The organism is Azospirillum mesophilum (genome assembly GCF_053470405.2).
In genome coordinates this window covers 13,293-38,385 of record NZ_JBPXMQ020000009.1, presented here as the reverse complement: position 1 = coordinate 38,385, position 25,093 = coordinate 13,293, and the positions used below count along the sequence as shown (strand labels likewise).

22 protein-coding genes are annotated in these 25,093 nt (G+C 69.2%); 17 read left to right on the top strand and 5 right to left on the bottom strand.

Features of this window, described 5'->3' with window-relative positions; translation table 11 throughout:
- Nucleotides 1–4: 4 nt before the first annotated feature.
- Nucleotides 5–979 carry a magnesium transporter CorA family protein gene (locus tag ACSVC7_RS11425; protein ID WP_448204648.1) on the bottom strand — a complete coding sequence of 325 codons (975 nt, stop codon included), beginning with the start codon at nucleotides 977–979 and terminating at the stop codon, nucleotides 5–7.
- Between the two features lie 217 nt (nucleotides 980–1,196).
- On the opposite strand from ACSVC7_RS11425, the gene ACSVC7_RS11420 reads away from it, so the two are divergent.
- Together ACSVC7_RS11420 and ACSVC7_RS11415 are read left to right on the top strand one after the other, a co-directional pair.
- The gene (locus ACSVC7_RS11420) at nucleotides 1,197–1,616 is read left to right on the top strand and encodes a PRC-barrel domain-containing protein (protein ID WP_448204649.1); all 420 of its coding nucleotides are present in this window, start codon (nucleotides 1,197–1,199) and stop codon (nucleotides 1,614–1,616) included.
- Between the two features lie 160 nt (nucleotides 1,617–1,776).
- Nucleotides 1,777–3,726 (top strand): potassium transporter Kup, encoded by a 1,950-nt coding sequence (locus tag ACSVC7_RS11415; protein ID WP_448204650.1) that lies wholly within the window; start codon nucleotides 1,777–1,779, stop codon nucleotides 3,724–3,726.
- On the opposite strand, the gene ACSVC7_RS11410 is transcribed toward ACSVC7_RS11415, so the two are convergent.
- Both ACSVC7_RS11410 and ACSVC7_RS11405 read right to left on the bottom strand, forming a co-directional pair.
- On the bottom strand, nucleotides 3,723–4,151 hold the full coding sequence (locus tag ACSVC7_RS11410; protein WP_448204651.1) for a response regulator: 429 nt from the start codon (nucleotides 4,149–4,151) through the stop codon (nucleotides 3,723–3,725). The two genes, ACSVC7_RS11415 and ACSVC7_RS11410, sit on opposite strands and share 4 nt — an antisense overlap.
- Nucleotides 4,152–4,332: 181 nt before the next feature.
- Complete coding sequence (locus ACSVC7_RS11405) at nucleotides 4,333–5,994, bottom strand: sensor histidine kinase (RefSeq protein WP_448204652.1); 1,662 nt, start codon at nucleotides 5,992–5,994, stop codon at nucleotides 4,333–4,335.
- Nucleotides 5,995–6,229: 235 nt separating this feature from the next.
- On the opposite strand from ACSVC7_RS11405, the gene glpD reads away from it, so the two are divergent.
- The 11 genes from glpD (at nucleotide 6,230) to gltA (ending at nucleotide 18,566) form a co-directional block, all read left to right on the top strand.
- Nucleotides 6,230–7,798 (top strand): glycerol-3-phosphate dehydrogenase, encoded by a 1,569-nt coding sequence (glpD, locus tag ACSVC7_RS11400; RefSeq protein ID WP_448204653.1) that lies wholly within the window; start codon nucleotides 6,230–6,232, stop codon nucleotides 7,796–7,798.
- A 13-nt stretch (nucleotides 7,799–7,811) separates the two neighbouring features.
- Nucleotides 7,812–8,915: an ABC transporter ATP-binding protein gene (locus ACSVC7_RS11395; RefSeq protein ID WP_448204654.1), complete on the top strand. Its 1,104-nt coding sequence runs from the start codon at nucleotides 7,812–7,814 to the stop codon at nucleotides 8,913–8,915.
- Nucleotides 8,916–9,086: 171 nt separating this feature from the next.
- Nucleotides 9,087–10,187 (top strand): ABC transporter ATP-binding protein, encoded by a 1,101-nt coding sequence (locus ACSVC7_RS11390; protein ID WP_448204655.1) that lies wholly within the window; start codon nucleotides 9,087–9,089, stop codon nucleotides 10,185–10,187.
- The gene (locus ACSVC7_RS11385; RefSeq protein ID WP_448204656.1) at nucleotides 10,187–11,071 is read left to right on the top strand and encodes a carbohydrate ABC transporter permease; all 885 of its coding nucleotides are present in this window, start codon (nucleotides 10,187–10,189) and stop codon (nucleotides 11,069–11,071) included. Before ACSVC7_RS11390 ends, ACSVC7_RS11385 begins: the two co-directional genes overlap by 1 nt.
- Nucleotides 11,072–11,089: 18 nt before the next feature.
- On the top strand, nucleotides 11,090–11,887 hold the full coding sequence (locus ACSVC7_RS11380; protein ID WP_448204657.1) for a carbohydrate ABC transporter permease: 798 nt from the start codon (nucleotides 11,090–11,092) through the stop codon (nucleotides 11,885–11,887).
- 17 nt (nucleotides 11,888–11,904) lie between these two features.
- On the top strand, nucleotides 11,905–12,186 hold the full coding sequence (locus tag ACSVC7_RS11375) for a DUF2160 domain-containing protein (protein WP_448204658.1): 282 nt from the start codon (nucleotides 11,905–11,907) through the stop codon (nucleotides 12,184–12,186).
- Between the two features lie 46 nt (nucleotides 12,187–12,232).
- Nucleotides 12,233–13,987, top strand: a complete 1,755-nt coding sequence (locus tag ACSVC7_RS11370) for a type 2 periplasmic-binding domain-containing protein (protein WP_448204659.1) — start codon at nucleotides 12,233–12,235, stop codon at nucleotides 13,985–13,987.
- Nucleotides 13,988–14,145: 158 nt separating this feature from the next.
- Nucleotides 14,146–15,651, top strand: coding sequence for a glycerol kinase GlpK (glpK, locus tag ACSVC7_RS11365; RefSeq protein WP_448204660.1), 1,506 nt, complete (start codon nucleotides 14,146–14,148; stop codon nucleotides 15,649–15,651).
- A gap of 17 nt (nucleotides 15,652–15,668) precedes the next feature.
- Nucleotides 15,669–16,439, top strand: coding sequence for an SDR family NAD(P)-dependent oxidoreductase (locus tag ACSVC7_RS11360; RefSeq protein ID WP_448204661.1), 771 nt, complete (start codon nucleotides 15,669–15,671; stop codon nucleotides 16,437–16,439).
- Between the two features lie 206 nt (nucleotides 16,440–16,645).
- Nucleotides 16,646–17,113 carry a flavodoxin family protein gene (locus ACSVC7_RS11355; protein WP_448204662.1) on the top strand — a complete coding sequence of 156 codons (468 nt, stop codon included), beginning with the start codon at nucleotides 16,646–16,648 and terminating at the stop codon, nucleotides 17,111–17,113.
- Between the two features lie 112 nt (nucleotides 17,114–17,225).
- A complete protein-coding gene (gene gltA, locus ACSVC7_RS11350) occupies nucleotides 17,226–18,566 on the top strand; it encodes a citrate synthase (protein ID WP_448204663.1) in 1,341 nt (446 codons plus the stop codon).
- Between the two features lie 207 nt (nucleotides 18,567–18,773).
- Here gltA and ACSVC7_RS11345 read toward each other — a convergent pair whose 3' ends face one another.
- Both ACSVC7_RS11345 and ACSVC7_RS11340 read right to left on the bottom strand, forming a co-directional pair.
- A complete protein-coding gene (locus ACSVC7_RS11345; protein WP_448204664.1) occupies nucleotides 18,774–19,640 on the bottom strand; it encodes an aldose 1-epimerase family protein in 867 nt (288 codons plus the stop codon).
- A 37-nt stretch (nucleotides 19,641–19,677) separates the two neighbouring features.
- Entirely contained in the window at nucleotides 19,678–20,304 is a 627-nt protein-coding gene (locus tag ACSVC7_RS11340; RefSeq protein ID WP_448204665.1) for a MarC family protein, read from the bottom strand.
- A 130-nt stretch (nucleotides 20,305–20,434) separates the two neighbouring features.
- Here ACSVC7_RS11340 and ACSVC7_RS11335 point away from each other — a divergent pair, with 130 nt between their 5' ends.
- From ACSVC7_RS11335 to ACSVC7_RS11320, 4 genes are read left to right on the top strand one after another with little or no spacing between them, the layout of a single operon-like run.
- A complete protein-coding gene (locus tag ACSVC7_RS11335; protein WP_448204666.1) occupies nucleotides 20,435–20,827 on the top strand; it encodes a response regulator transcription factor in 393 nt (130 codons plus the stop codon).
- Complete coding sequence (locus ACSVC7_RS11330; RefSeq protein WP_448204667.1) at nucleotides 20,827–21,450, top strand: chemotaxis protein CheC; 624 nt, start codon at nucleotides 20,827–20,829, stop codon at nucleotides 21,448–21,450. The genes ACSVC7_RS11335 and ACSVC7_RS11330 overlap by 1 nt, the downstream gene beginning before the upstream one ends.
- Before the next feature lie 41 nt (nucleotides 21,451–21,491).
- Nucleotides 21,492–23,456, top strand: coding sequence for a methyl-accepting chemotaxis protein (locus tag ACSVC7_RS11325; RefSeq protein ID WP_483508283.1), 1,965 nt, complete (start codon nucleotides 21,492–21,494; stop codon nucleotides 23,454–23,456).
- A gap of 37 nt (nucleotides 23,457–23,493) precedes the next feature.
- Nucleotides 23,494–25,092 (top strand): chemotaxis protein CheW, encoded by a 1,599-nt coding sequence (locus tag ACSVC7_RS11320; RefSeq protein ID WP_448204668.1) that lies wholly within the window; start codon nucleotides 23,494–23,496, stop codon nucleotides 25,090–25,092.
- Nucleotide 25,093: the final 1 nt, after the last annotated feature.

The window sequence follows — 25,093 nt, the reverse complement described above, 5'->3', positions numbered from 1 at the left end:
CGGCTCACAGCCACCCCCTCAACTTGAAGAAGAGGTAGGGGAGAACGGCTGTCGCCACCATCAGGGCAAGGGCGTAAGCGTAGCCGTAGCGCCAGCCCAGCTCCGGCATGTGCTGGAAATTCATGCCGTAGATGCTGGCGACCAGCGTGGGCGGCGTCAGCACGACCGACACGATGGAGATGATCTTGATGATGGCGTTCTGCTGGATGCCGATCAGGCCGACCGTGGCGTCCAGCATGAACTGGACCTTGTTGAACAGGTCCATCTCATATTCGTGCAGCGACTTCAGGTCGCGGTCCAGCGCATCAAGATCGTGGGCGGCCTTGTCGGCGCGCAGGTTCACGCGGGCGAAGGCGATGACCCGGTCGAGGCTCTGCAGGCTTTCCCGGATGCGGAAGACGACGTCCTGGCCGTGCCCGACGTCGGCCAGGACGCTTTCCAGCGGGCGCCGGTGGCGACGGCGGCGGGCGGGCTGGGCGCGGCTGTAGCGGAAGATCTCGCGGCTGAGGGCGTCCAGGTCGGCGCCGATCCGTTCGATGATGTCGGCCAACCGGTCCACCATCGTGTTCCAGATCGCCACCAGCACGTCCGTGGCGCTGCCCACCTGGACCTGCTGGTTGTCGCAGAGCGACCGGAAGATCTTGAAGGACTGCGGCGTGTCGTAGCGGACGGTGATCAGCAGCCGGGGCGTCAGGACGAAGGTGATGGGGACGGTGGTCGGGTCGTGGCTGTCGGACCGGCAGACCGCGACCACGGTCATGGTCAGCGCGTCCTTCGCCTTGGACACGCGGCTCGACTCCTCGATCTCGACCATGTCGTCGCGGGTCGGCAGGTTCAGGCCGAGCGAGCGTTCCAGCCGCGCCTCCTCCTCCCGGCTGGGCTCGCACAGGTCGATCCAGACGGCGTCGGGCGGGATGTGCGACGGGTTGACGAGGCCGGAGAACAGGGTGCCGTCGCGGGCGATGTGGGCGTGGATCATGGCTCCTCCCGGAATGGACGTGAAGGATGGAGGTGAAGGGCCGCGCAAACACGCGCGCGGCTGCTCCATGAAATGCCCGATCCGGTCCATTTTGTTCCAAATTGCCGGGGAACACCCCTTGCGGCCCCGGCCAATGGTTCAAAAGGGGTAGTGATGGAAGTTTTCTGCGCGCCGGACGTTTTCTCCGTAGACGTATGTCCAACAGGGAGAAAACGTCATGAAGACCTTGATGACCGCCTGTGGTGTCGTTGCTTTTCTGGCCGCCGCTCCGGCGTTCGCCCAGTCCGCCACGCCGACCAACAAGACCACCGCTCCCTCCGTCGCCTCGACCGAAGGCGCAGTGGATCCGGCGATCGCGCGGATGACCGCGGATCAGCTGAAGAACAAGGAGGTCTACGGGACGGACGGCAAGGAACTCGCCAAGATCGAGGGCGTCGTCCGCAAGGGCAACGACACCTACGCGGTGCTCGACGTCGACCATGTCGTGGACGTGACCGACAAGGACGCCGTGCTGCCCATGAACAAGCTGCACATGAAGGGCGACAAGCTCGCCGTCGACATGACCAAGGACCAGATGCAGGGCCTTGAGAAGTGGCAGAAGGGCAAGTACGAGGACATCAAGGGCGCGCTGAAATAACGGCGCGTCGACTCTCGAAGGAAGGGCGGTCGGCATTGCCGGCCGCCCTTTTCCTTTTGGCCGTGACGCCGGAACGCCGCGCGCTGTTGGGGAAACCGGCAACTGAGGAACAACAGCCCGAACACCGGGCCCCCAACACCGTGTCCAGGGGAACACCGCCATGGCGATGGAAAAGACCCGGCATCCGGCCTTTGCCGACGGGATGGCCCTGACCGGCCCCGTGGGCGGTCACCCGCCGACGGAATCCGAACAGCACAAGAGGCTGGCGCCCCTGCTGCTCGCGGCGCTCGGCGTCGTCTACGGCGACATCGGCACCAGCCCGCTCTACACGCTGCGCGAGTGCTTCGGCCATGTCGGCCTGCGGCTGACCGAGGGGAACGTGCTGGGCATCCTGTCCCTGGTCTTCTGGGCGCTGATCCTGGTCGTCACGATCAAGTACGTCACCTTCGTCATGCGCGCCGACAACCGGGGCGAGGGCGGCATCCTGGCGCTGATGACGCTGGCGCTGCGCAAGTCGAGTCCGTCCGCCTACCCGCGCGGGCTCCTGCTGGTGTTCGGCATGTTCGGCGCCTCGCTGTTCTTCGGGGACAGCCTCGTCACGCCGGCCATTTCCGTGCTGAGCGCGGTGGAGGGGCTGAAGGTGGTGGCCCCGGCGCTGGAAGCCTGGGTGATCCCGCTGACGGTCGCCATCCTCATCGGCCTGTTCCTGGTCCAGCGCGCGGGCACGGCCAAGGTCGGGCGCCTGTTCGGGCCGGTCATGCTGCTGTGGTTCGCCACGCTGGGCATCCTCGGCCTCGTCCACATCGTCCAGGGGCCGGGCGTGCTGCGGGCGCTGTCGCCGGCCTGGGCGCTGTCCTTCGCCGCCGAGAACGGCTGGCTGGCCTTCGTGGCGCTGGGGTCGGTGGTGCTGGCGGTGACCGGGGGCGAAGCGCTCTACGTGGACATGGGGCACCTGGGGCGCTTCCCGATCCGCGTGGCGTGGCTGGGCTTCGTGCTGCCGTCGCTGCTGCTGAACTACATGGGGCAGGGCGCCCTGCTGCTGCGCGACCCGTCGGCGCTGGAGAACCCCTTCTTCCATCTGGCGCCGGGCTGGGGGCAGATTCCGCTTCTGCTGCTGGCGACCATGGCGACGGTGATCGCCTCGCAGGCGGTGATTTCCGGCGCCTATTCGATCAGCCGGCAGGCCATCCAGCTCGGCCTGATCCCGCGCGTGCCGATCCGCCACACCTCGGAGGAGGAGATCGGCCAGATTTACGTGCCCAAGATCAACTGGACGCTCTGCGTGCTGGTGATCTCGCTGGTGCTGGGCTTCGAATCCTCGTCCAATCTGGCGGCGGCCTACGGCATCGCGGTGACGGGGGAGATGTCGATCACCGCCATCCTCTTCTACGTGGTCGCGCGGACGCTGTGGCGCTGGTCGCGGCCGGCCGCCGGGCTGCTGACGGCGCTGTTCCTGAGCGTGGATCTGGCCTTCTTCAGCGCCAACCTGCTGAAGGTCCCGCAGGGCGGCTGGTTCCCGCTGCTGGCCGCCGCCGCGCTGTTCACCCTGATGTGGACGTGGCGGCGCGGGCGGCAAGTGGTGGCCGCGCGGCTGGCCGAGCAGGGCATGTCCGTGGACCTGTTCCTGTCCCGGCTGGCGCACAAGCAGCCGCACCGGGTGCCGGGCACGGCCATCTTCCTGACCGGCAACACGGAGGTCGTGCCCCACGCCCTGCTGCACAACCTCAAGCACAATCATGTGCTGCACGAGCGCGTGATCTTCCTGACCGCCGTCAACGAGGAGGTGCCGCGCGTTCACGAGGACCGGCGGCTGGAAATCCACACGCTCGGCCACGGGTTCTGGCGCGTCATCCTGCATTTCGGCTTCATGGAGACGCCGCACGTCCCGGCGGCGCTGGAGCTGATGCGCCGGCACGGATTCACGCTGGACATGGCGAGCACGTCCTTCTTCGTCGGCCGCGAGACCATCGTCCCCTCGGTCAGGCCGGACCTGAAGCCCTGGCAGGAGCGCCTGTTCATCGTGATGGCCAGCAACGCCGCCTCGGCGTCGGATTTCTTCTGCGTCCCGCCGAACCGGGTGGTCGAGCTGGGAACCCAGATCGAGGTTTAGCTTGAGCGCGGCGCCAGGGATTCCGGAAAGGCGCCCCCGCGATGCAGGCCCGACAGCGACGGGAGCGCGGTGAGCGCAACGTCCAGGGCCGTCTCCAGGTCCACGACCCGGAACGGCTTTCCGAGAAAGGCGGCGGCCCCGGCGGCGTAGGCCTCCGTCGCGGCGGTGTGGGCGCTGCACACGATGCTCGGAACGCGGTACCGGGTGGCGAGCTGGCGGACCGCCGTCAGGCCGTTGGAGCCCTGCGCCAGCCAGACGTCGATCAGGGCCAGATCGATGGACCGCCCGGCGGCGGCATCGATCGCCATCTCGGCGGTGTCCACCACCTCGACGACGCTGTGCCCCAGGTCGGCGAGGATGCCCGAGAGCGTCATGGCGACGCACGCGTCATCCTCGGCAACCAGTATGTTCAGTCCGCGCTCCATCCCCAAACCTCAGCACCGTTGAACGCACCTGCCCCGAACAACGTGGGGCGGCGGCGCATGCTCCGCCAGCGCTCCCCCCGAGAGGGCGATTCGAAAGAGCTGTGACATTTCGGTCGGCATCGGTCCGATGGTGGTCGGGGTTATCCACCTCCGAGGAGGTGCGCCGTCCGGCCAAGCCGGTTTAAAAGCGCACGCGCCAGCGGGCGCCTGGGGCGGCGTCCTCCACGGTCAGTTCAGCGGAAATCTGGCGTGCCAGGCTGTTAACGACCGTCATGCCCAGGCTGCGGCCCGGCTTCTGGATCGAGAAGCCGTCCGGCATGCCCACGCCGTGGTCGCGGACGGTCAGTTCCAGTTCGCCGTCCCCGACCGGGCCGAAGCCGACCTCGACGCACAGGTGCCCGTTGGCCGGGTTGGAGTGCTTGATCGCGTTGGTCACCAGTTCCACGACCATCAGCCCAAGCGGGACCACCTGATCGGTCGGCAGTTCGATCGCGGTCGCGGTCACCCGGATCGTGTATTCGGGCACGGAGGCGGCGAGGTCGGCGCACAGCGTGCGCAGGTAGGCATCCACGTCCACCGTGGTCACGCTCTCGCCCCGGTACAGCCGCTCATGCACCTGGGCGATGGCGCGGACCCGCGCCCCGGCCTCGTCCAGTTCCCGCCGGACCTGATCGTCGGTCGCCTTGCGCCCCTGCATGCCCAGCATGGCGCCGACCAGTTGCAGGGAGTTCTTCACCCGGTGGTTCACCTCGCGCATCAGCAGGTCCTTCTCTGCCTCGGCCTTGCGGCGGGCCTGGATTTCCTGCTGGAGCAGGCCGGTGCTGTGCGCCTGGAGCGCCAGATAGCCGGCGATCAGCGTCGTCAGCACCAGCCCCAGGGCGAAGGCCAGCTCGACGCGCGGGTCCAGCACCGCCGGTGGCCGCTCCAGCGGTTCGAACACCAGCGTCCAGGCCCTGCCGCCCCAGGTGACGGTGCGGCGGATGAGCCCTTCGTCGTCCAGCAGCGCCTCGGCCTCCCGGTCGTCGCTCGCGGACGAGCCGGGGGCGACGAGGGTGTGGAGGTGGCGCTGCCCGGCTTGGGCGGCCGCATCGAAGACATGCACATGGGCGAACCGGTGCGGCTGTCCGGCCACGCCGTCGGGAATGAGGCGGTCGTAGCGGAAGACCGTCGTGATGACGCCCTTCAGCGCCGCCCGCCGCGCCTCGACCGTCGCACCGGGGGCGAGCCGCCGGTACACCGGCGTGTACAGGATGGTCGCCAGCACGTCCGGGGCCTGGACGAGGCGCAGGGGCGCGGTGGCGACGGTCTGGCCGGTGTCCCGCGCGTTCGCCAGCGCCTGCGCCCGCAGCGGAAAGGCGGCGACGTCAATCCCCACAGCCATCTCGTTGCCGGCCAGCGGTTCGATCAGCTGGACGGGGAACAGGTCGCGGCCGACCGTTTCGGGATCGATCTTCGTGCCGTTCGGCCCACGGAAGTACGGGACGGTGACCCCGGCCTGCCGCAACGACTCCAGCAGCGCGCCGGCCTGCGCGGGCGGCGTGCGCGGCAGCCAGGAGACGGCGACCATGCTGGGCGTCCGGGCGAACACGCGCTCGGCCACCGCCGCAAGGTCGCTGCGCCGGACCTCCTGATCGGGTGTGAACAGGCCGCCGAAGATGGTGGGGACGAGTTCCCGGCTGACGAGGCTCGTCTGGAGCGCGGTCGAAACGCCGTCGGCGTCCGTGGCGATCTCGGACCGCCGCACATCCTCGACGTGACGCCGTTCCTGGTCGGCGAGGAGCAGCGTCAGCCCGGTCCCGACCAAGGCGGCAAGAAGGGCGGGAAGGTACGGACGGAACGGCACGGTGAGGCTTTCTCGCGCAGGCGTGTTTCCGCCCTTCATAGCCGTGCCGGTCGCGCCGGCGCACCAGTACCGAAGGCATAAGCGTAAGGTGTAGGGATCCCGCCCGCTTCCCCGGAGCGCGGGAGGGTGGTGCGACTTTTTCGTTTGGCATTCACTTTTTTCGTATTGTCGCGCGGACGAACCTTCGATACCGTTCAAAACGAAAGCGGGAACGCGCCGCGCGACGACAGGCGCCATGGACGGGGAGGGGGCGTTGGCCGAGGTCTACGACCTTGCCATCATCGGTGGCGGCATCAACGGCTGCGGCATCGCGCGGGACGCGGCGGGGCGGGGCTGCTCGGTCTATCTGTGCGAACAGAACGACCTCGGCTCCGGCACCTCGTCGGCTTCGACGAAGCTGATCCACGGCGGCCTGCGCTACCTGGAACATTACGAGTTCCGGCTGGTCCGGGAATCGTTGCAGGAGCGGGAGGTGCTGTGGCGCATGGCCCCGCACATCGTCTGGCCGCTGCGCTTCGTGCTGCCGCACCTGCCGGGGCTGCGCCCGGCGTGGTTTCTGCGGCTGGGGCTGTTCCTCTACGACCATCTGGGCGGGCGCGACCGGCTGCCCGGCACGCGCGGGCTCGATCTGCGGCGCGATCCAGCCGGCAAGCCGCTGAAGCCGGGTTTCGCGCGCGCTTTCGAATATTCCGATTGCTGGGTCGAAGACGCGCGTCTTGTGGTGCTGAACGCGCAGGACGCCGCGCGCATGGGTGCCGTCATCCGGACGCGGACGCGCTTCGTCGGCGCCATCCGCAAGGACGGGATGTGGACGGTGACGGTGGAAGACGCGCGGACGGGCCGCCGCTCCACCCTGCGCGCCCGCGCGCTGGTCAACGCCGCCGGCCCCTGGGTGGCGAGCGTGCTGCGGCAGGGCGTGCATGTCGGCATCGACGCGCGCATCCGGCTCGTGCAGGGCTCGCACATCGTGGTGCCGAAGCTGTTCGACCACGACCGCTGCTACATCTTCCAGAACGCCGACAAGCGCATCGTCTTTGCCATCCCCTACGAGCGCGACTTCACGCTGATCGGCACCACCGACCGCGATTACGAGGGCGACCCGGCCTTCGCCCACGCGACGGAGGATGAGATCGCCTACCTCTGCGCCGCGGCCAGCGAGTATTTCGCCAAGCCGGTGGCGCCCAAGGACGTGGTGTGGACCTATTCCGGCGTCCGCCCGCTCTACGACGATGGCGCGTCGGAAGCCCAGGCGGCGACGCGCGATTACGTGCTGGCCGTGGACGCGCCGGCGGATGGGCCGGGGGAGGGAGCGGCGCTGCTCAGCATCTTCGGCGGCAAGATCACCACCTACCGGCGGCTGGCCGACGCCGCCGTCGCCAAGCTGGCGCCCTTCCTGCCGCAGCTCGCCACCAACGGAAAGGGATGGTCGAGCGCCACGGCGCTGCCCGGCGGCGACTTCCCGGTGGACGGCTTCGGCGCGCTGGTGGCGGACCTTAACCGGCAATACCCCTTCGTGACGCCGCCGCACATGGAGCGGCTGGTGCGGGCCTACGGCACCCGGACCCGCGCGATCCTCGACGGTGCCACGCGCGTTGAGGATCTCGGGCGCGACTTCGGCGCCACCCTGACCGAGGCCGAGGTTCGCTACCTGATGGCCGAGGAATGGGCGGAAACGGCCGACGACGTGCTCTGGCGCCGCTCCAAGCTCGGGCTGCGGTTGAGCCGGGAGCAGGCGCGGGCGCTCGACGAATTTATGACGCAGGAACGCGGCCGCCGAGCGCGGGCCTCGGACGCAGCGGAATAGGGGGAGCGCAGCGGTGAGCCTTGTTCTGGACAACGTCAGCAAGCATGTCGGCGGCCACGTCCACATTGAGAACGTGTCCCTGACCCTGGAGCGCGGCTCGCTGAACGTCCTGCTGGGGCCGACCCTGTCGGGCAAGACCTCGCTGATGCGGCTGATGGCCGGGCTGGACGTGCCGAGCGCCGGCCGCGTGCTGGTGGACGGGCGCGACGTGACCGGCCTGCACGTGCGCAAGCGCTCCGTCGCCATGGTCTACCAGCAGTTCATCAACTACCCCTCGCTGACGGTCTACGAGAACATCGCCTCCCCCCTGCGGGTCGCCCGCCGGCCCAGGGCGGAGATCGACGCTAAGGTGCGCGAGGCGGCAAGGCTGCTGAAGCTGGAACCCTACCTCGACCGCACGCCCCAGCACCTCTCCGGCGGTCAGCAGCAGCGCACCGCCATTGCCCGCGCGCTGGTCAAGGACGCGCAACTCGTCCTGCTTGACGAGCCGCTGGCGAACCTGGACTACAAGCTGCGCGAGGAATTGCGGGAGGAGCTGCCGAAGATCTTCGCCGCCTCCGGCGCCGTGTTCGTCTACGCGACGACCGAACCGACGGAGGCGCTTCTTCTGCGCGGCAACACGGCGACGCTGTGGGAAGGGCGGCTGGCGCAGTTCGGCCGCACCCCCGACGTCTACCGCCGCCCGGCCAACCTGACCAGCGCCCGCGTCTTCTCCGACCCGCCGCTGAACACCATGCGGGTGCACAAGCGCGGCCTGCAACTGGTGCTCGCCACCGGGGAGCATGGGCTGGCGCGGGGCGTGCTGGCGGAGCTTCCGGACGACGACTACACCATCGGCTTCCGCGCCGATCACCTGTCCCTGACGCGCCCCGACGCCGAGGCCATCGCGCTGACCGGCACGGTCGCGGTCAGCGAGATCACCGGCTCCGAAAGCTTCGTGCACATCGATCTGGAACGGTCGGACGGCGGGTCCGACCGCTGGGTCGCCGTCACGCGCGGCGTGCTGGAGGTGGAGCCGGGCGAGCGGATCGAATGCTTCATTGACCCCCGCCGCCTCTTCGTCTTCGGCCACGACGGCTGCCTCGCCGCGGCCCCGCCGCTGGTGATGGCGGCGTGAGGGGGGAACGAATGGCAAGGATCGAAAACGCCTACTTTTCGTCATCCCCGCGAAGGCGGGGATCCAGAAAACTTCGCGCTTAAGTGCTTCATCGGCCTGGATCCCCGCCTTCGCGGGGATGACGGCAGGTAAGTGGCTGGACTTCTCAGCGTCTGTGGAAGGAACGGGACCATGGCGCGCATCGAGCTTCGGAACCTTGCCCACAGCTACACGCCCACCCCCAAGGGCGACGATGACTACGCCCTGAAGCGGCTGGATCATGTGTGGGAGCAGGGCGGGGCCTACGCTCTGCTGGGGCCGTCGGGCTGCGGCAAGACCACGCTGCTGAACATCATCTCCGGCCTGCTGACGCCCAGCGAGGGGCGGGTGCTGTTCGACGGGAAGGACGTCACCGCCCTGCCGACCGAGGCGCGCAACATCGCCCAGGTGTTCCAGTTCCCGGTCGTCTACGACACCATGACGGTCTACGAGAACCTCGCCTTTCCGCTGCGCAACCGGGGCCTGCGCGGCAAGGCGGTGGACGCGCGGGTGCGGGAGATCGCCGGGCTGCTGGACCTGACGCCCGACCTGAACCGGCGCGGGCGGGGCCTGACGGCGGACGCCAAGCAGAAGATCTCGCTGGGGCGGGGCCTCGTGCGGCCGGACGTGGCGGCGATCCTGTTCGACGAGCCGCTGACCGTCATCGACCCGCACCTGAAGTGGGAGCTTCGGTCGAAGCTGAAGGCGCTGCACCGGGCGCTGGACCTGACCATGATCTACGTGACCCACGACCAGACGGAGGCGCTGACCTTCGCCGACACGGTGGTGGTCATGCACGATGGCCGCGTGGTGCAGATCGGCCGTCCGGAGGAGCTGTTCGCCAAGCCCGCCCACGTCTTCGTCGGGCACTTCATCGGCTCCCCCGGCATGAATGTGCTGCCGGCCGAGGTGTCCGGGCGGGCGGCGCGCGTCGGCGGGCACGTCATCCCGCTGGGGCGCGGCTACCCGCGCCTGAACGGCGGTGCCAGGATCGAGATCGGCGTGCGGCCGGAATTCGCGACCCTCGCCCCCGCCGGGGCTGGCGTGCCGGTGCGGGTTCGCCGCGTGGACGACCTGGGCCGCCTGCGCATCGCCAAGGTGGAGCTGTCCGGCCTGCCGATGGCCGCGACGGTGCCGGAAAGCCTGCCGGTGACCGGCGAGGACGCCTCGCTGCTGTTCGATCCGGCCATGGTCCATGTCTACGCCGACGGAGCGCTTGTGGAGGGCCAGAGTGTGGAAGGGGAGCTTGCGTGATGGACAAGCCCGTCAACCAGGGGGCGTGGCTGCTGGTGCTGCCGGTCCTGCTGATCGTCGCCTTCTCGGCCATCGTGCCGCTGATGACGGTGGTCAACTACTCGGTGCAGGACACCTTCGGGAACAACCAGTTCTTCTGGAACGGCATCGGCTGGTATCAGGAGCTTCTGGACCCCACGACCGACCTCGGCGGGCGGTTCTTCGACGCGCTGTGGCGCAACCTGCTGTTCTCCTTCCTGATCCTGGCGATCGAGGTGCCGCTGGGCATCGCCGTGGCGCTGAGCATGCCGCGCGAGGGCTGGCGGGTGGCGGCGACGCTGGTGACGCTGGCGCTGCCGCTGCTGATCCCCTGGAACGTGGTCGGCACCATCTGGCAGATCTTCGCGCGGGAGGACATCGGCCTGCTGGGCTGGGTCGTGAACCGGCTGGGCATCCCCTACAACTACACGGCGGACCCGCTGTCGGCCTGGGTGACCATCGTCGTCATGGACGTGTGGCACTGGACCTCGCTGGTGGCGCTGCTGTGCTACGCCGGGCTGCGGTCGATCCCCGACGCCTTCTATCAGGCGGCGCGCATCGACGGGGCCTCAAACTGGGGCATCTTCCGGAACATCCAGCTGCCGAAGATGCACCGGGTGCTGCTGATCGCGGTGCTGCTGCGCTTCATGGACAGCTTCATGATCTACACGGAGCCCTTCGTGGTCACCGGCGGCGGCCCTGGCAACTCCACCACCTTCGTGTCCATCGACCTCGTGAAGCTGGCGCTGGGCCAGTTCGACCTGGGCAAGGCGGCGGCGCTGTCCATCGTCTACAACCTCGTGATCCTCGCCGTGTGCTGGGTCTTCTACACGGTGATGACCCGTATGGATGCCCAAAGAAACTGAGGGGAAGGAGCTAATTCGATGCTGCGCGCGCGGATCGTCCTTGGGCTCTACATCGTCTTCCTTCTCCTGCCGATCTACTGGCTCGTGAACATGAGCCTGAAGACCAACACGGAGATCGTCAGTGGCCTGACGCTGTGGCCGAACAAGCTGACCTTCGAGAATTACGCGCGGATCTTCACCGACCCGTCCTGGTATTCGGGCTATCTGAACTCGCTGAAATACGTGGCGCTGAACACGGTGCTGTCGATCGCGCTGGCCCTGCCGGCGGCCTACGCCTTCTCGCGGTTTCGGTTCGTGGGGGACAAGCACCTGTTTTTCTGGCTGCTGTCCAACCGCATGGCCCCGCCGGCGGTCTTCGCGCTGCCCTTCTTCAACCTCTATTCCGCCATCGGCCTGTTCGACACGCCGCTGGCCGTGGCATTGGCGCATTGCCTGTTCAACGTGCCGCTGGCGGTGTGGATCCTCGAAGGCTTCATGTCCGGGGTACCCCGTGAGATCGACGAGACCGCCTATCTCGACGGCTACAGCTTCCCGCATTTCTTCGTGAAGATCTTCACGCCGCTGGTGGCGAGCGGGATCGGCGTCACGGCCTTCTTCTGCTTCATGTTCAGCTGGGTGGAACTGCTGCTGGCGCGCACGCTGACCTCGGTGGACGCCAAGCCCATCGCGGCGACGATGACGCGCACCGTGTCGGCGGCGGGCATGGATTGGGGCCTGCTGGCGGCGGCCGGCGTGCTGACCATCGTGCCGGGGGCCTTGGTCATCTGGTTCGTGCGCAACTACATCGCCAAGGGCTTCGCCCTGGGCCGCGTCTGAGGGGGGAGGGCGTTTCCATGGAACATGTCGCCTGGATGGCCTGGACCTGGCAGACCGGCGCCTTCTTCGCGGTGATCGCGGGGCTGCTGGCCCTGCTGACCCTGCTGGCCGTCAACCGGCCGGAGATCGCGCGGCCCGGCATCCTGGGCATCACCACCACGCGCGGCGACCGGCTGTTCATCACGCTTCTGGGCAGCGCCTTCATCCACCTCGCGTGGCTGGGGCTGGTCGGCCAGGACCTGCATTACGCGTCTCTGCTCTCGCTTCTCTACGCCGCGGCGGTGTTCCGCTGGGTGTGAGCAGGGGCCTGTACGGATTCAAAAACAAGGGTAGGGAGGACACACGATGCGCAATCTCTGTCTGGCCACCGCGTCGGCGGCGGCCCTTCTTCTGGGCTCCGCCCCCGCCTTCGCCGACATCGAGGCGGCCAAGCGCTGGATCGACAGCGAGTTCCAGCCTTCGACCCTGTCGAAGGAGGCCCAGCTGAAGGAGATGCAGTGGTTCATCGACGCCGCGAAGCCCTTCGCCGGCATGGAGATCAACGTCGTCTCCGAAACCATCACCACGCACGAATACGAATCCAAGACGCTCGCCAAGGCCTTCAGCGAGATCACCGGCATCAAGATCCGCCACGACATCATCCAGGAAGGCGATGTGGTGGAGAAGATCCAGACGCAGATGCAGTCCGGCAAGAACATCTACGACGCCTGGATCAACGACAGCGACCTGATCGGCACGCATTTCCGCTACAACCAGGTCGTTCCCCTGACCGACTGGATGGAGGGGGAAGGCAAGGACGTCACCCTGCCGACGCTGGACGTCAACGACTTCATCGGCAAGTCCTTCACCACGGCGCCGGACGGCAAGCTCTACCAGCTTCCCGACCAGCAGTTCGCCAATCTCTACTGGTTCCGCTACGACTGGTTCACCCGCCCCGACATCAAGGAGAAGTTCAAGGCCAAGTACGGCTACGATCTGGGCGTGCCGGTCAACTGGTCGGCCTATGAGGACATCGCCGAGTTCTTCACCAACGACGTGAAGGAGATCGACGGCGTCAAGGTCTACGGCCACATGGACTACGGCAAGAAGGACCCGTCGCTCGGCTGGCGCTTCACCGACGCGTGGCTGTCCATGGCCGGCAACGGCGACAAGGGCCTGCCCAACGGCAAGCCGGTGGACGAGTGGGGCATCCGCATGGAGGGTTGCCGCCCCGTCGGCTCCTCCGTCGAGCGCGGCGGCGACACCAACGGCCCGGCCGCCGTCTACTCCATCGTCAAGTATGTGGACTGGCTGAAGAAATACGCGCCGCCGCAGGCCGCCGGCATGACCTTCTCCGAATCCGGACCGGTGCCGGCGCAGGGCAACGTCGCGCAGCAGATCTTCTGGTACACGGCCTTCACCGCCGACATGGTGAAGGACGGCCTGCCGGTGGTGAACGCCGACGGCACGCCGAAATGGCGCATGGCCCCGTCGCCGCACGGCGCCTATTGGAAGGACGGCATGAAGCTGGGCTACCAGGACGCCGGCTCCTGGACTCTGCTGAAGTCCACGCCGGTGGACCGCCGCAAGGCGGCGTGGCTCTACGCCCAGTTTACCCTGTCGAAGACCGTCAGCCTGAAGAAGAGCCACGTCGGCCTGACCTTCATCCGCGAAAGCGACATCTGGGACAAGTCCTTCACCGAGCGCGCGCCGAAGCTGGGCGGCCTGATCGAGTTCTACCGCTCCCCCGCGCGCGTGCAGTGGACGCCGACCGGCGTGAACGTGCCCGACTATCCGAAGCTGGCGCAGCTCTGGTGGCAGAACATCGGCGACGCGTCGTCGGGCGCCAAGACCCCGCAGGCGGCCATGGACGCGCTGGCGGCGGCCCAGGACTCCGTCATGGAGCGTCTGGAGCGGTCCGGCGTGCAGGGCGAATGCGGGCCGAAGCTGAACAAGAAGGAATCGGCCGAGTTCTGGTACGCCAAGGCCGAAAAGGACGGCACCATCGCCCCGCAGCGCAAGCTGGCGAACGAGAAGCCGAAGGGCGAGACGGTGGATTACGACCAGCTGATCAAGTCCTGGCCGGCCTCTCCGCCCAAGAAGGCCGCCATGGTACAGTAAAACGCCCTTGGAAAATACCCTCTCCCCTCCGGGGAGAGGGTAGGGTGAGGGGGTTCGGCGACGCTGGTACGTCCGGCGCACGCGCATCCCCCTCACCCCGCCCCTCTCCCCAGAGGGGAGAGGAAGAGAGCGTCCATAAGAATAAGCGGAGGAAACGTATGTCCGAGGCCGGCCACGTCCTTGCCATCGACCAGGGCACCACGTCCACGCGCGCCATCGTCTTCGACCGTCAGGGCAGCCCGGTCGGCGTGGCCCGGCGGGAGTTCCCGCAGCACTACCCCGCCGACGGCTGGGTGGAGCATGACCCGGAGGACATCGGACGCGACACCGTCGCCGTGATGCGCGAGGCCGTCGCCGCGGCCGGGCTGAACGCCTCCTACATCGCCGCCATCGGCATCACCAACCAGCGCGAGACCACCGTCGTCTGGGACCGGGCAACCGGGCAGCCGATCCACCGCGCGATCGTCTGGCAGGACCGCCGCACCGCCGGCACCTGTCGGAAGCTGGTTGAGGAGGGCTGCGGCCCGCTGGTCCAGCGCAAGACGGGCCTGCTGATCGACGCCTATTTCTCCGCCACTAAGGTTGCCTGGATTCTCGACCACATTCCCGGCGCGCGGGAGCGGGCGCAGCGGGGCGAGCTGTGCTTCGGCACCATCGACAGCTTCCTCCTGCACCGGCTGACCGGCGGGCGGGTGCACGCGACGGACGCGACCAACGCGTCGCGCACCATGGTCTTCGACATCCACCGGCAGGACTGGGACGACGAGCTTCTGGCCTTGTTCCGCATTCCCCGCGCCATGATGCCCGCCGTGCTGGACAGCAGCGCGGAATTCGGCGCGACCGATCCGGAGATTCTGGGCCGCCCCATCCCCATCACCGGCATCGCCGGCGACCAGCAGGCCGCGACCTTCGGGCAGGCCTGTTTCGAGCCGGGCATGGTGAAGTCCACCTACGGCACGGGCTGCTTCGCCCTGCTGAACACCGGGGACAAGCCGGTCGAGTCCCGCTCCAACATGCTGACGACGGTGGCCTACCGGCTGGACGGGCGGACGACCTACGCGCTGGAGGGCTCCATCTTCATCGCCGGGGCGGCGGTCAAATGGCTGCGCGACGGGCTGGGCATCATCACCCACGCCTCGCAGACCGACGATATGGCGACCCGCGTGCCGGACAGCCACGGCGTCTATCTGGTGCCGGCCTTCGTCGGGCTGGGGGCGCCGCATTGGGATCCGCACGCCCGCGCCGCCATCTCCGGCCTGACGCTGGACGCCGGCCCCGCCCACATCGCCCGCGCGGCGCTGGAGGCGGTGGCCTACCAGACGCGCGATCTCCGCGACGCCATGGTCTCCGACTGGCCGGCGCGGGGGACCTCCACGGCGGCGGCGCTGCGGGTGGACGGCGGCATGGCGGCGAACGACTGGCTGTGCCAGTTCCTGGCCGATATGCTGGACCTGCCGGTCGAACGCCCGGCGGTGATCGAGACGACCGCCCTGGGGGCCGCCAGCCTCGCCGGGCTGAAGGCCGGCGTCTACCGCGACCAGAAGGCTTTGGCCGAGGCTTGGCGGTGCGACCGCCGCTTCGACCCGCGCATGGAGTCGGCCAAGCGCGCGCGCCTCTACGAGGGCTGGCTCGACGCCGTGGAACGGGTACGGCGCGGCCGTTGACGGAAGGAAGGCAAGGGATGACGTTGGGCGAGGATCTGCGCGGCAAGCGCGTGCTGGTCACCGGCAGCAGCCGGGGCATCGGGGCGGCGGTGGCTGCGGCCTTCGCGGGCCTGGGCGCGCGGGTGGCCCTGCACGGGTCGGGCAACAGCGACGCGGCCGAGCGGCTGTCGGCCGAACTGTCGGCCGGCGGCGCGGCTGTCCACGCGTTCACCGGCGATTTCCGCGACCCGCGCGCGGTCGAATCTGTCGTGGACGCGGCGGTCGAGGCGCTGGGCGGGCTGGACATCCTGGTCAACAACGCCGGCACCATGGTCGGCCGCGTGCCGCTCGCCAAGCTGGAGGACAGCTTCCTGGACGAGGTGGTGGACCTGAACCTCCGCTCCGTTGTCGTGGCCTGCCGGCGGGCGCTGCCGGCGCTGAAGGCAGCGGGCGGGGGCGCCATCGTCAACACGGTGTCCATCTCCGCGCGCACGGGCGGTAGCCCCGGCTCGTCGCTCTACAGCGCGTCCAAGGCCTTCGTGTCCACCTTCACCCGGTCCCTGGCGGCGGAGCTGGCGCCGGACCGCATCCGCGTCAACGCCGTGTCGCCGGGCACCATCGACACCGACTTCCACCAGCGCTACTCCACCCCGGAAAAGCTGGCCGCCACCGCCACGCGCATCCCGCTCGGCCGGCTGGGCACGGCGGAGGACTGCGTCGGCGCCTACCTGTTCCTGTCGTCGAACGCGCTCAGCGGCTACATCACCGGTCAGGTGATCGAGGTGAACGGCGGCCAGCTGATGGCGTGACCTGAAAACCCCCTCGCCCGCCTCCGGCGGGAGAGGGAGGGACCCATGGCGAAGCCATGGGAGGGTGAGGGCAAGGTTTGCCCGAGAAGCTTCGGTCCATATGACCTTAATTCTCGGCAAAACCTCGCCCTCACCCTCCCGCGCCTCTGGCGCGGGTCCCTCCCTCTCCCATCGGGGATGGGAGAGGGGAAGATTTGCGGTGCCCCATGCCCTCCAAACGCCTTCTCGTCGTCGCGCACGCTCCCTCGCCGAACACGCGGGCCTTGCTGGACGCGGTGCTGCGCGGCGCCCGGTCTCCGGATGTCCAGGGCGTCGAGGTGGTGGTGAAGGCGCCGCTGGAGGCCGGGCCGGACGACGTGCTGGCGGCGCAAGCCGTCATCCTCGGCACGCCGGAAAACCTGGGATACATGAGCGGCGCGCTGAAGGACTTCTTCGACCGCATCTATTACCCCTGCCTGGAACGCACGCAGGGGCTTCCCTACGCCTTGTTCGTCCGGGCCGGGCATGACGGCACGGGCACCTGCCGCGCCGTCGCCACCATCACCACCGGCCTGCGCTGGCGCGCGGTGCAGGAACCGCTGGTCTGCCGGGGACCGTTCCGGGAGGAGTTCCTTCCGTCCTGCGAGGAGCTTGGACTTTTGATGGCCGCCGGGCTGGAAGCTGGCGTTTTCTAACCCTTCCACCCCGCCGCCTCTATCGTGAGGCGTATTGACGGATCTTCCGGCGCAACCAGTCTCCTAGTGCAACAGCGCCGCAACCGCGATGGCGCGACCTGAGGAGGGGCCGATGGAGAGCAGCAAGAGCCGGCCATGCTGGCATGGCGAGGTGAAGGCGGTCGGGACCATCACGGTGACCGACGACACGACCGGCAAAACCGTGAAGCTTCCCCTGCTGGAAGGCACGACGGGGCCGCGCGTCATCGACGTGCGCAAGCTCTACGCCGAGACCGGCTATTTCACCTTCGACCCCGGCTTCACCTCGACGGCAAGCTGCGAGTCCGCCATCACCTACATCGACGGCGATCAGGGCATCCTGCTGCACCGCGGCTATGCCATCCAGGACTTGGCGGAGCACTGCGACTTTCTGGAGGTCTGCTACCTGCTGCTGAACGGCGAATTGCCGAACCCGCAGCAGAAGGAGGATTTCTCGCGCACCATCACCTACCACACCATGGTGCACGAGCAGTTGGCCCGCTTCTACAGCGGCTTCCGCCGCGACGCCCACCCGATGGCGGTGATGTGCGGCGTGACCGGCGCGCTGTCGTCCTTCTACCACGACTCCACGGACATTTTCGACCCGCGCCAGCGGATGATCGCGGCGCACCGGTTGGTCGCCAAGATGCCGACCATGTCGGCCATGGCCTACAAATATTCGGTCGGCCAGCCCTTCATGTACCCGCGCAACGACCTCAGCTACGCCGAGAACTTCCTCTACATGACCTTCGGCACGCCCTGCGAGCCGTGGCAGGTGGACCCGGTTCTGGCGCGCGCGATGGACAAGATCTTCATCCTGCACGCCGACCACGAGCAGAACGCCTCGACCTCCACGGTGCGTCTGGCCGGCTCGTCGCACGCCAACCCCTTTGCCTGCATCGCGTCGGGCATCGCGGCCCTGTGGGGACCGGCGCACGGCGGCGCCAACGAAGCGGTGCTGAACATGCTGGATGAGATCGGCTCGGTCGAGCGCATCCCCGAGTTCATCCGGCGCGCCAAGGACAAGAACGACCCCTTCCGCCTGATGGGCTTCGGCCACCGCGTCTACAAGAACTACGATCCGCGCGCCAAGATCATGCGCCAGACCTGCTACGAGGTTCTGGACGTGCTGGGCATCAAGGACGAGCCGCACCTCGCCATCGCCATGGAGCTGGAGAAGATCGCGCTGGAGGACGACTATTTCGTCGAGAAGAAGCTGTACCCGAACGTGGACTTCTACTCCGGCATCATCCTGAAGGCGATGGGCTTCCCGACCAGCATGTTCACCGTGCTGTTCGCGCTGGCCCGCACGGTCGGCTGGATTTCCCAGTGGAAGGAGATGATGGAAGACCCGCAGCAGAAGATCGGCCGCCCGCGCCAGCTCTACACCGGCAATCCGGGCCGTTCCTTCGTGCCGCTGGACAAGCGAGGGTGATTTGAAATCCCTCTCCCGTCCCGGGAGAGGGAAGGGGCCCACGAAGTGGGAAGGGTGAGGGTGCTGGCGAGGATCAGCGCCTTGATTCTCGCACGACCCTCACCCGGCCGCTCCGCGGCCACCCTCTCCCGGGGCTCTCGGCGGCTCAAAGAGCCGCCTGACGCCGTCAGCGCTGGCTTCGCCAGCGCGAGAGGCGGGAGAGGGACATCACGACACCTTCACCCGATAGCTCAGCTCCCGCTCCTCACCCGGCGCGAGGTGCATCAGCCCCGGCTTTTCCGCAAACGGACCGTCGAAATCTGCCGGCGAGGCATGCCCATGCCACGGTTCGATGCACAGGAACTCCGCGCCGCCGGGCTTCGACCAGATGCCCAGTTCCTTGAACCCTTCCCAAGACACGGTGATGGCCGGCGCACCCGGCGCGCTGTAGCGGACGAAGCGGCTGGCCGGGTGGTCGAGGATCACCGCGTCGGCGGCGAACAGGCCCTCGTTCAGCGGCAGGCGGCGGCCCTGGATGGGGGTGGGCTCGGGCGTCGGGGACAGCAGGCCGCCGTCGACGCGGCGAATCGGGGCAGGCTCGTCGGCTTCGAAGACCAGCTCGTGCGCCTCCTTGGCGATGCCGTCCAGAAGCGGCCAGCGGAAGGCCGGATGCACGCCGAGGGAGGCCGGCAGCAGCTCCGTCCCCGGATTGGACAGGCGGTGGCGGATGACCAGCGAGTCGCCCTCCAGCGCGAAGCCCAACTCCAGCCGGAAGGCGAAGGGGTAGAGCGCCCGCGTCCCCTCGTCGTCGGCGAGCGACAGGCGGCAGGCGGTGTCGGACCGTTCTTCCCAGGCGAAGCGGCGGTCGCGGGCGAAGCCGTGCTGGGTCATGCGGTGGGTCTTGCCGCCGTGGCGGAGTTCGTCGTTCTTCAGGCGCCCGACGATGGGGAACAGCACCGGCGCGTGGCGCGGCCACGCCGGGCCGGCCTGCCACAGAAGCTCCCGGCCCTGCGCGTCCTTCAGCGAGCAAAGCTCGGCCCCCTCGGCCTTGATGGTGGCGCTCAGGCGCCCGTTGCTGAGCGTGTGCCGGTCCATGCGGCGGTCTCCCTTCCCCGAAGCGTTTCGAACGATCTCAGTGCGGCGGATAGACGGCGGTGATGCCCTCGATGATGGTCTGCGCGGCCAGCGCCGCCAGCACGATGCCAAGCACGCGGCTGACCGTGTGGATCACCGTGCGGCCCAGCAGCTTGTTCACCGCGTCGGCGATCAGCAGCAGCGCCGCCACGCCGCCGATGACCACCGCCGCCGCCGCCAGCACCATGCCCTGTCCGGCCAGCGTCGCGCCATAGCGATCCATCAGCAGCAGGGTCGAGGTGATGGCCCCCGGCCCGGCGATCAGCGGGATGGCCAGCGGAAAGACGGCGAGATCGTGCGCCTCCTCCTCCGTCCGGGCGTCGTCGGCGGTGCGCTCCTTGCGCTCGGCGCGGCGCTGGAACAGCATCTCGAAGGCGATCCAGAACAGCAGCGCCCCGCCGGCGATTCGGAAGGCGGGCATGCCGATGGACAGCGCGTTCAGCACGATCTCGCCCAGGTAGGCGAAAAAGATGACGATCACGAAGCTGATGAGCGTGCCGCGGATCGCGATGGTGCGCTTGCGCGGGCCGTCGAAGCCGCGCGTCAGCCCCAGGTAGATCGGCACGAGGCCGACCGGGTCCACCACGACCAGAAACACCACGAGCGCGCTGACGAAATCCTCCACGGGGATGGTCCTCCGGGGTGCGAGGAGCGGACACGGCCGGCACCTCACGCAATCCGTGCTGGCGTGGGGCGACGTCGCGGTTATAATCGCGCCAGCATATAAAAATTTCCCCTGTCGTGGAGCGCAGGCTTTGAGCAAGACGGTAATCGTCGTGGACGACAGCAAGCTGTCCCGCATGCACGTGCGCGGGATAATACTTCGGAACAGGCCCGATTGGACGGTCGTGGAGGCTGCGAACAGTGCGGAGCTTTATGACCGGATCGCCGAAGGTCATATTCATATTGCCATAATCGACTACAACATGCCCGGCGACAACGGGCTGGAGGCCGCGGCCCGGCTGAAGGAATCGCTGCCCGAGGTGCAGATCGCCATCATCACGGCGAACGCCCAGGACGCGGTCGTCGCCGGCATCCGGGACTTGGGCGCCGCCTTCATGCCCAAGCCGCTGGACGAGGAACAGGTGGCCCGCTTCCTGGCGGCCTCCGCGCTGCCGCGCCGCCCGTCGCCCGACAAGGCGGTCTGATGCCGGGCTCGCTCGACGCTCTGGAACGGGACGCCCTGGCAGAGCTGGGCAACATCGGCGTGGCCAAGGCCTCCACCGCGCTCAGCCGCATGGTCGGCGGCGAGGTGCGGATTTCCGTCCCGACCGTCGAGATCGTGCCGGGGGACCGCATGGTGGCCGCGCTGGAGCGGTCCATGCCGGGGCCTCTGGTCGCGGTGACGGAATGCCTGTCGGGCGTCTTCCAGGGCTCGGCGATCCTCCTCCTGCCGGAGCGCAGCAGCCTGCCCCTGGCGAGCGCCGCGCTGCCACCGGACGTGCCGAAGGAGGACGCGGCGGAGCTGGAGGCGGAGGCCCTGGCGGAGGTCGGCAACATCGTGCTGAACAGCTGCCTGTCCTCCATGGCGAACCTGCTGGGCGCCCGGATCGGCACGACCCTTCCCGACGTGCACCGCGGTCCGGTGCGGCAGGTGCTGGAACGCTGCGACGTGAACACGGACGCCGGAGCCTCGGCGGTCCTCTTCCACATCACCTTCCAGGCCGCGTCCCACGACGTGGCCGGGCAGGTCGTGCTGGCCCTGGAGGCGGGCGCCATCGCCGGGGTCAAGGCGGCGATTGCCGGCTACATCGGCCGCATCCTGAAATGACGAACAAGAACAAGCGCTTGTAGGGCGAGGGGCGAAGCAGCATGGCACTGGTCAAGAAGAAGCAGATCGACACGGCGCGCACCGCTCGCGACGCCAACCCCGCCGGGGACGACGCCGGCACGCCGGTGCCCGTCCTGGAGGCGGATCGCCCCGCGACCGCGCGCCGCGCCGCGGAGACGCGGCGCCGCGCCCGCGCCGGCAACCGGCGCCGCAAGGCCGCCGAAGGCATCGCCGCCGCGGCGAACGAGCTGGCCAGCGGCGTGACGGAGGCCGCGGCGGCGGCCGAGGAGCTGCGCAAGGCGATGGAGCAGGTCGCCGCCGGCGCGGAGGAGGCCGCCAGCGCCACCCAGCAATCGCAGCGGATGATCGACCGCGCCGCCTCGCTGATCGGCAAGGCGCGCAGCAACGCCGAATCGTCCCTCTCCCGGACCGAGGCGCTCCAGACCCTGGTGAAGGAGATCAGCGCCCAGATCCTCGGCTCGGTGGACGGGCTGGTGCGCGCGGCATCCCGGCAGGAAGCCGCCGTCACCCTGGTCCGCGACCTGGAACGGCAAGCGGCGGAGATCGGCACCATCGTCGGCGGCGTGGCGGTCATGGCCGACCAGACCAACCTGCTGGCGCTCAACGCCTCCATCGAGGCGGCGCGCGCGGGCGACGCCGGGAAGGGCTTCGCCGTCGTCGCGGACGAGGTGCAGGCGCTGGCCGAACGGTCGGAGCGCTCGGCCAACGACATCCGGCGGATGGTCGTGGAGATTCAGGACGCTGTGGGAGACATCGTGGCGGGCATCGTCGGCTCGTCCGACGCGGCTACGGCGGAGGTCGCGCGCGGCCGGCACATCGCCGAACAGCTCGACCGCGTGCGCGGCGACATGGGCGCCATCGCGCGCGGCGCGCAGGAGACCATCAAGGCCGCCATCGACGCCGACGTCGCCTCGCGCGAGGCGCAGCGCGGCGCCGAAAGCGTGGCGTCGGCCGCCGAGGAGCAGGCCGCCGCCAGCGAGGAGGCGCTGAAGACCGTCGGCCAGCAGGCGGAGGCTCTGGCGCAGAGCGAACAGGCCGCGGCACAGCTGTCCGAACTGGCTGACGACCTGTCCAGCACCAGCGACGTCCACGGGGCGGCGAACGACCTCGCCTCCGCCGCCGAGCAGCTGTCCGCCGCCATCGAGGAGATCAACCGCGCCGCCGCCCAGATCATGGCGGCCATCACCCAGATCGCGCGCGGCGCCCAGGCCCAGGGCGCGGCCACCCACCAGTCCGGCGCCGCCATCGCCCAGATCGAGGCCAACGCCCGCCTGAGCCAGTCCCGCGCGGAGGACGCGCTGCAACGCTGCTCCTCCATGGAGGCGCTGCTGGGCGAGACGCAGGACCTCGTGCGCGCCCTGTCCGGCGGCGTGATGCAGGCGGTCGCCGCCAACCGGCGCACGGTGGAGCGCATCGGCACGCTGGAGCAGGTCGGGCGGCGCATCGACAAGGTGGTGGACGCCATCTCCACCATCGCCATCCAGACCGGCATGCTGGCGGTCAGCGGCTCCATCGAGGCGGCGCGCGCCGGGGAGTTCGGGCGCGGCTTCACGGTGGTCAGCAACGACATCCGCAACCTCGCCCGCGAAAGCTCGGAAAACGCGGAGCGGGTCAAGGACATCGTCTGGACCATCCAGGACCAGATCGGCCGCGTCCGCCGCGACATCGAGGAGATCACCAGCGGTGCCGAGAAGGAGGGCGCGCGCTACCAGGAGTTCGTCGCCACGCTGGCCGGGGCCATCGCCGACCTGGGCGCGGTGACCGGAGGCAGCCGGGAGATCGTGGACAACGCGGGCGAGGTGCAGCGCGCCGTGGCGGAGTCGCAGAAGGGCGTCGAGCAGATCGCCACCGCCGCGAACCAGGCCGGCCAAGCCTCCGCCGAGGCCGCCAAGGCCGCCCGCGAGCAGGCGAAGGGGGCGGAGGAGCTGGCCGCCGCCATCGAGGAAATCGCCGCCATGGCCGACGAACTGCAGGGCGCCGGCTGAGCCCGGCCCGGCAGGGGTTGGGCAGGGAGAGGAACGCATGGCCGCGATTATGAAGCGGGACGGTATGAAGCGGGACGGAACCCGCCCGTTCGTCATCTTCGGCATCCGCGACGCGGGCGCTGCCGGCGACATGGCGCTCGCCGTACCGCTGGAGGAGGTGCTGGAAATCCTGCGCCCGCCGGAGGTCGTGCGGATCCCGCTGGGGCCGCCCAGCCTGGAAGGGCTGGCGCGCCTGCGCGGGGCGGTGCTGCCCGTCATCAGCCTGCGCCGCATCCTGGGCCTTCCGGACGCGGAGCGCGATTCCGCCGCCCGCCTGCTGGTGGTCCGCCACCGGGGGCAGCCGGTGGGGCTTCTGGTGGACCGCATGGCCGGCCTGTCCAGCGTCGATGAGGCCCGCATCGTCCCGGCGGACGCGGCGGAGGACACCCCGTCCATCGACGAAGCCCTGCTGGCCGGCGCGATCCGCGCGGAGGGCGACCAGCCCGGTGCGCTGATCCTCGACACCGGGCCGATGATCGAACGCCAGTTCGCCGATCTCGGGCGTATCGGGGGACGTGCCGGGTTCCAGGCGACGACGGCCGGGGAAGCCCCGCGCGAGGCGCCGGCGCCCGAGGCGGACGAGGAACGGCTCGTCCTGTTCGACGCCGCGGGGCAGGAGTTCGCCCTGCCGGTGGAGGCCGTCCAGGAGGTCGTCGCGGCCCCGGACACCATCACCCGCGTTCCGCGCGCCCGCGCCCATCTTCTGGGCGTGATGACCCTGCGCGACGCGCTGTTGCCGCTGGTGGGGCTGCGCGAGCTGTTCGGGCTCGGCACCCAGGAGGCGGATGTGGGGCGGCGGGCGGTCGTGCTGCGCACGGCGGAAGGGCTGGTGGGCGTGGTGGTGGACGGGGTGCGCGAGATCCGGCGGGTTCCGCGCGGCCGGATCGACCCGGTGCCGCCCCTCATGGCGCGCGAGGCCGAGTTCGAGGACGTGGCCGGGATCGCGCGGCTGGACGCTCAGAAGAATGGGGGCATCCGGCTGGTCTCCGTCCTGTCGGCCGACCGCCTGTTCCGCCACGGCGCGGCGCTCGGCACCGGAGCGCGGGGAGGGGATATGGAGACGACGGACGGCGCCCAAATGGCGCAGGGGATGGCGCAGGGCCAGACGGCGCAGCGGACGGAGCCCTTCGTGGTGTTCCGGCTGGCCGGCGCGGAGTACGGCCTGCCGGTCGCGGCGGTGCAGGAGGTGCTGCGCCGGCCCGACGCGCCGACTCCCCTGCCCAACGCGCCCGATTTCGTGACGGGCGTCGTGACGTGGCGCGGCGCCGTGCTGCCGCTGATCGACCCGCGCCGCCTGCTCCGCCTGCCGGATAGCCGGGAGACGGGCGACCGCGCGCGGGTGGTGGTGATCGGTTCCGGCGCGGCGCGGGCCGGGCTGCTGGTGGACGGCATGGCCGGCATCGTCCGCGTGCCGGAAGACCGCATCGGCGAGGCCCCCGTCGTCTCCCAGGCGCAGCACCGGCTGATCCGGCGCGTCGCGTCGCTCGATGAGTCGGCTGGGGGTGGTCCGGAGGGCGGGCAGCGCATGGTCCTGCTGGTGGAGCCGGGCGAGCTGCTCGACATGGACCAGCTCGCCGCTTTGCTTGTCGCGGCCTGAT

Coding starts and splice junctions, on each gene's coding strand:
- ACSVC7_RS11420 (WP_448204649.1), top strand. CDS start 1,197: ATGAAGACCTTGATGACCGCCTGTGGTGTCGTTGCTTTTCTGGCCGCC.
- ACSVC7_RS11360 (WP_448204661.1), top strand. CDS start 15,669: ATGACGTTGGGCGAGGATCTGCGCGGCAAGCGCGTGCTGGTCACCGGC.
- ACSVC7_RS11425 (WP_448204648.1), bottom strand. CDS start 979: ATGATCCACGCCCACATCGCCCGCGACGGCACCCTGTTCTCCGGCCTC.
- ACSVC7_RS11370 (WP_448204659.1), top strand. CDS start 12,233: ATGCGCAATCTCTGTCTGGCCACCGCGTCGGCGGCGGCCCTTCTTCTG.
- ACSVC7_RS11330 (WP_448204667.1), top strand. CDS start 20,827: ATGCCGGGCTCGCTCGACGCTCTGGAACGGGACGCCCTGGCAGAGCTG.
- ACSVC7_RS11385 (WP_448204656.1), top strand. CDS start 10,187: ATGGACAAGCCCGTCAACCAGGGGGCGTGGCTGCTGGTGCTGCCGGTC.
- glpK (WP_448204660.1), top strand. CDS start 14,146: ATGTCCGAGGCCGGCCACGTCCTTGCCATCGACCAGGGCACCACGTCC.
- ACSVC7_RS11325 (WP_483508283.1), top strand. CDS start 21,492: ATGGCACTGGTCAAGAAGAAGCAGATCGACACGGCGCGCACCGCTCGC.
- ACSVC7_RS11355 (WP_448204662.1), top strand. CDS start 16,646: ATGCCCTCCAAACGCCTTCTCGTCGTCGCGCACGCTCCCTCGCCGAAC.
- gltA (WP_448204663.1), top strand. CDS start 17,226: ATGGAGAGCAGCAAGAGCCGGCCATGCTGGCATGGCGAGGTGAAGGCG.
- ACSVC7_RS11415 (WP_448204650.1), top strand. CDS start 1,777: ATGGCGATGGAAAAGACCCGGCATCCGGCCTTTGCCGACGGGATGGCC.
- ACSVC7_RS11390 (WP_448204655.1), top strand. CDS start 9,087: ATGGCGCGCATCGAGCTTCGGAACCTTGCCCACAGCTACACGCCCACC.
- ACSVC7_RS11380 (WP_448204657.1), top strand. CDS start 11,090: ATGCTGCGCGCGCGGATCGTCCTTGGGCTCTACATCGTCTTCCTTCTC.
- glpD (WP_448204653.1), top strand. CDS start 6,230: ATGGACGGGGAGGGGGCGTTGGCCGAGGTCTACGACCTTGCCATCATC.
- ACSVC7_RS11320 (WP_448204668.1), top strand. CDS start 23,494: ATGGCCGCGATTATGAAGCGGGACGGTATGAAGCGGGACGGAACCCGC.
- ACSVC7_RS11410 (WP_448204651.1), bottom strand. CDS start 4,151: ATGGAGCGCGGACTGAACATACTGGTTGCCGAGGATGACGCGTGCGTC.
- ACSVC7_RS11375 (WP_448204658.1), top strand. CDS start 11,905: ATGGAACATGTCGCCTGGATGGCCTGGACCTGGCAGACCGGCGCCTTC.
- ACSVC7_RS11345 (WP_448204664.1), bottom strand. CDS start 19,640: ATGGACCGGCACACGCTCAGCAACGGGCGCCTGAGCGCCACCATCAAG.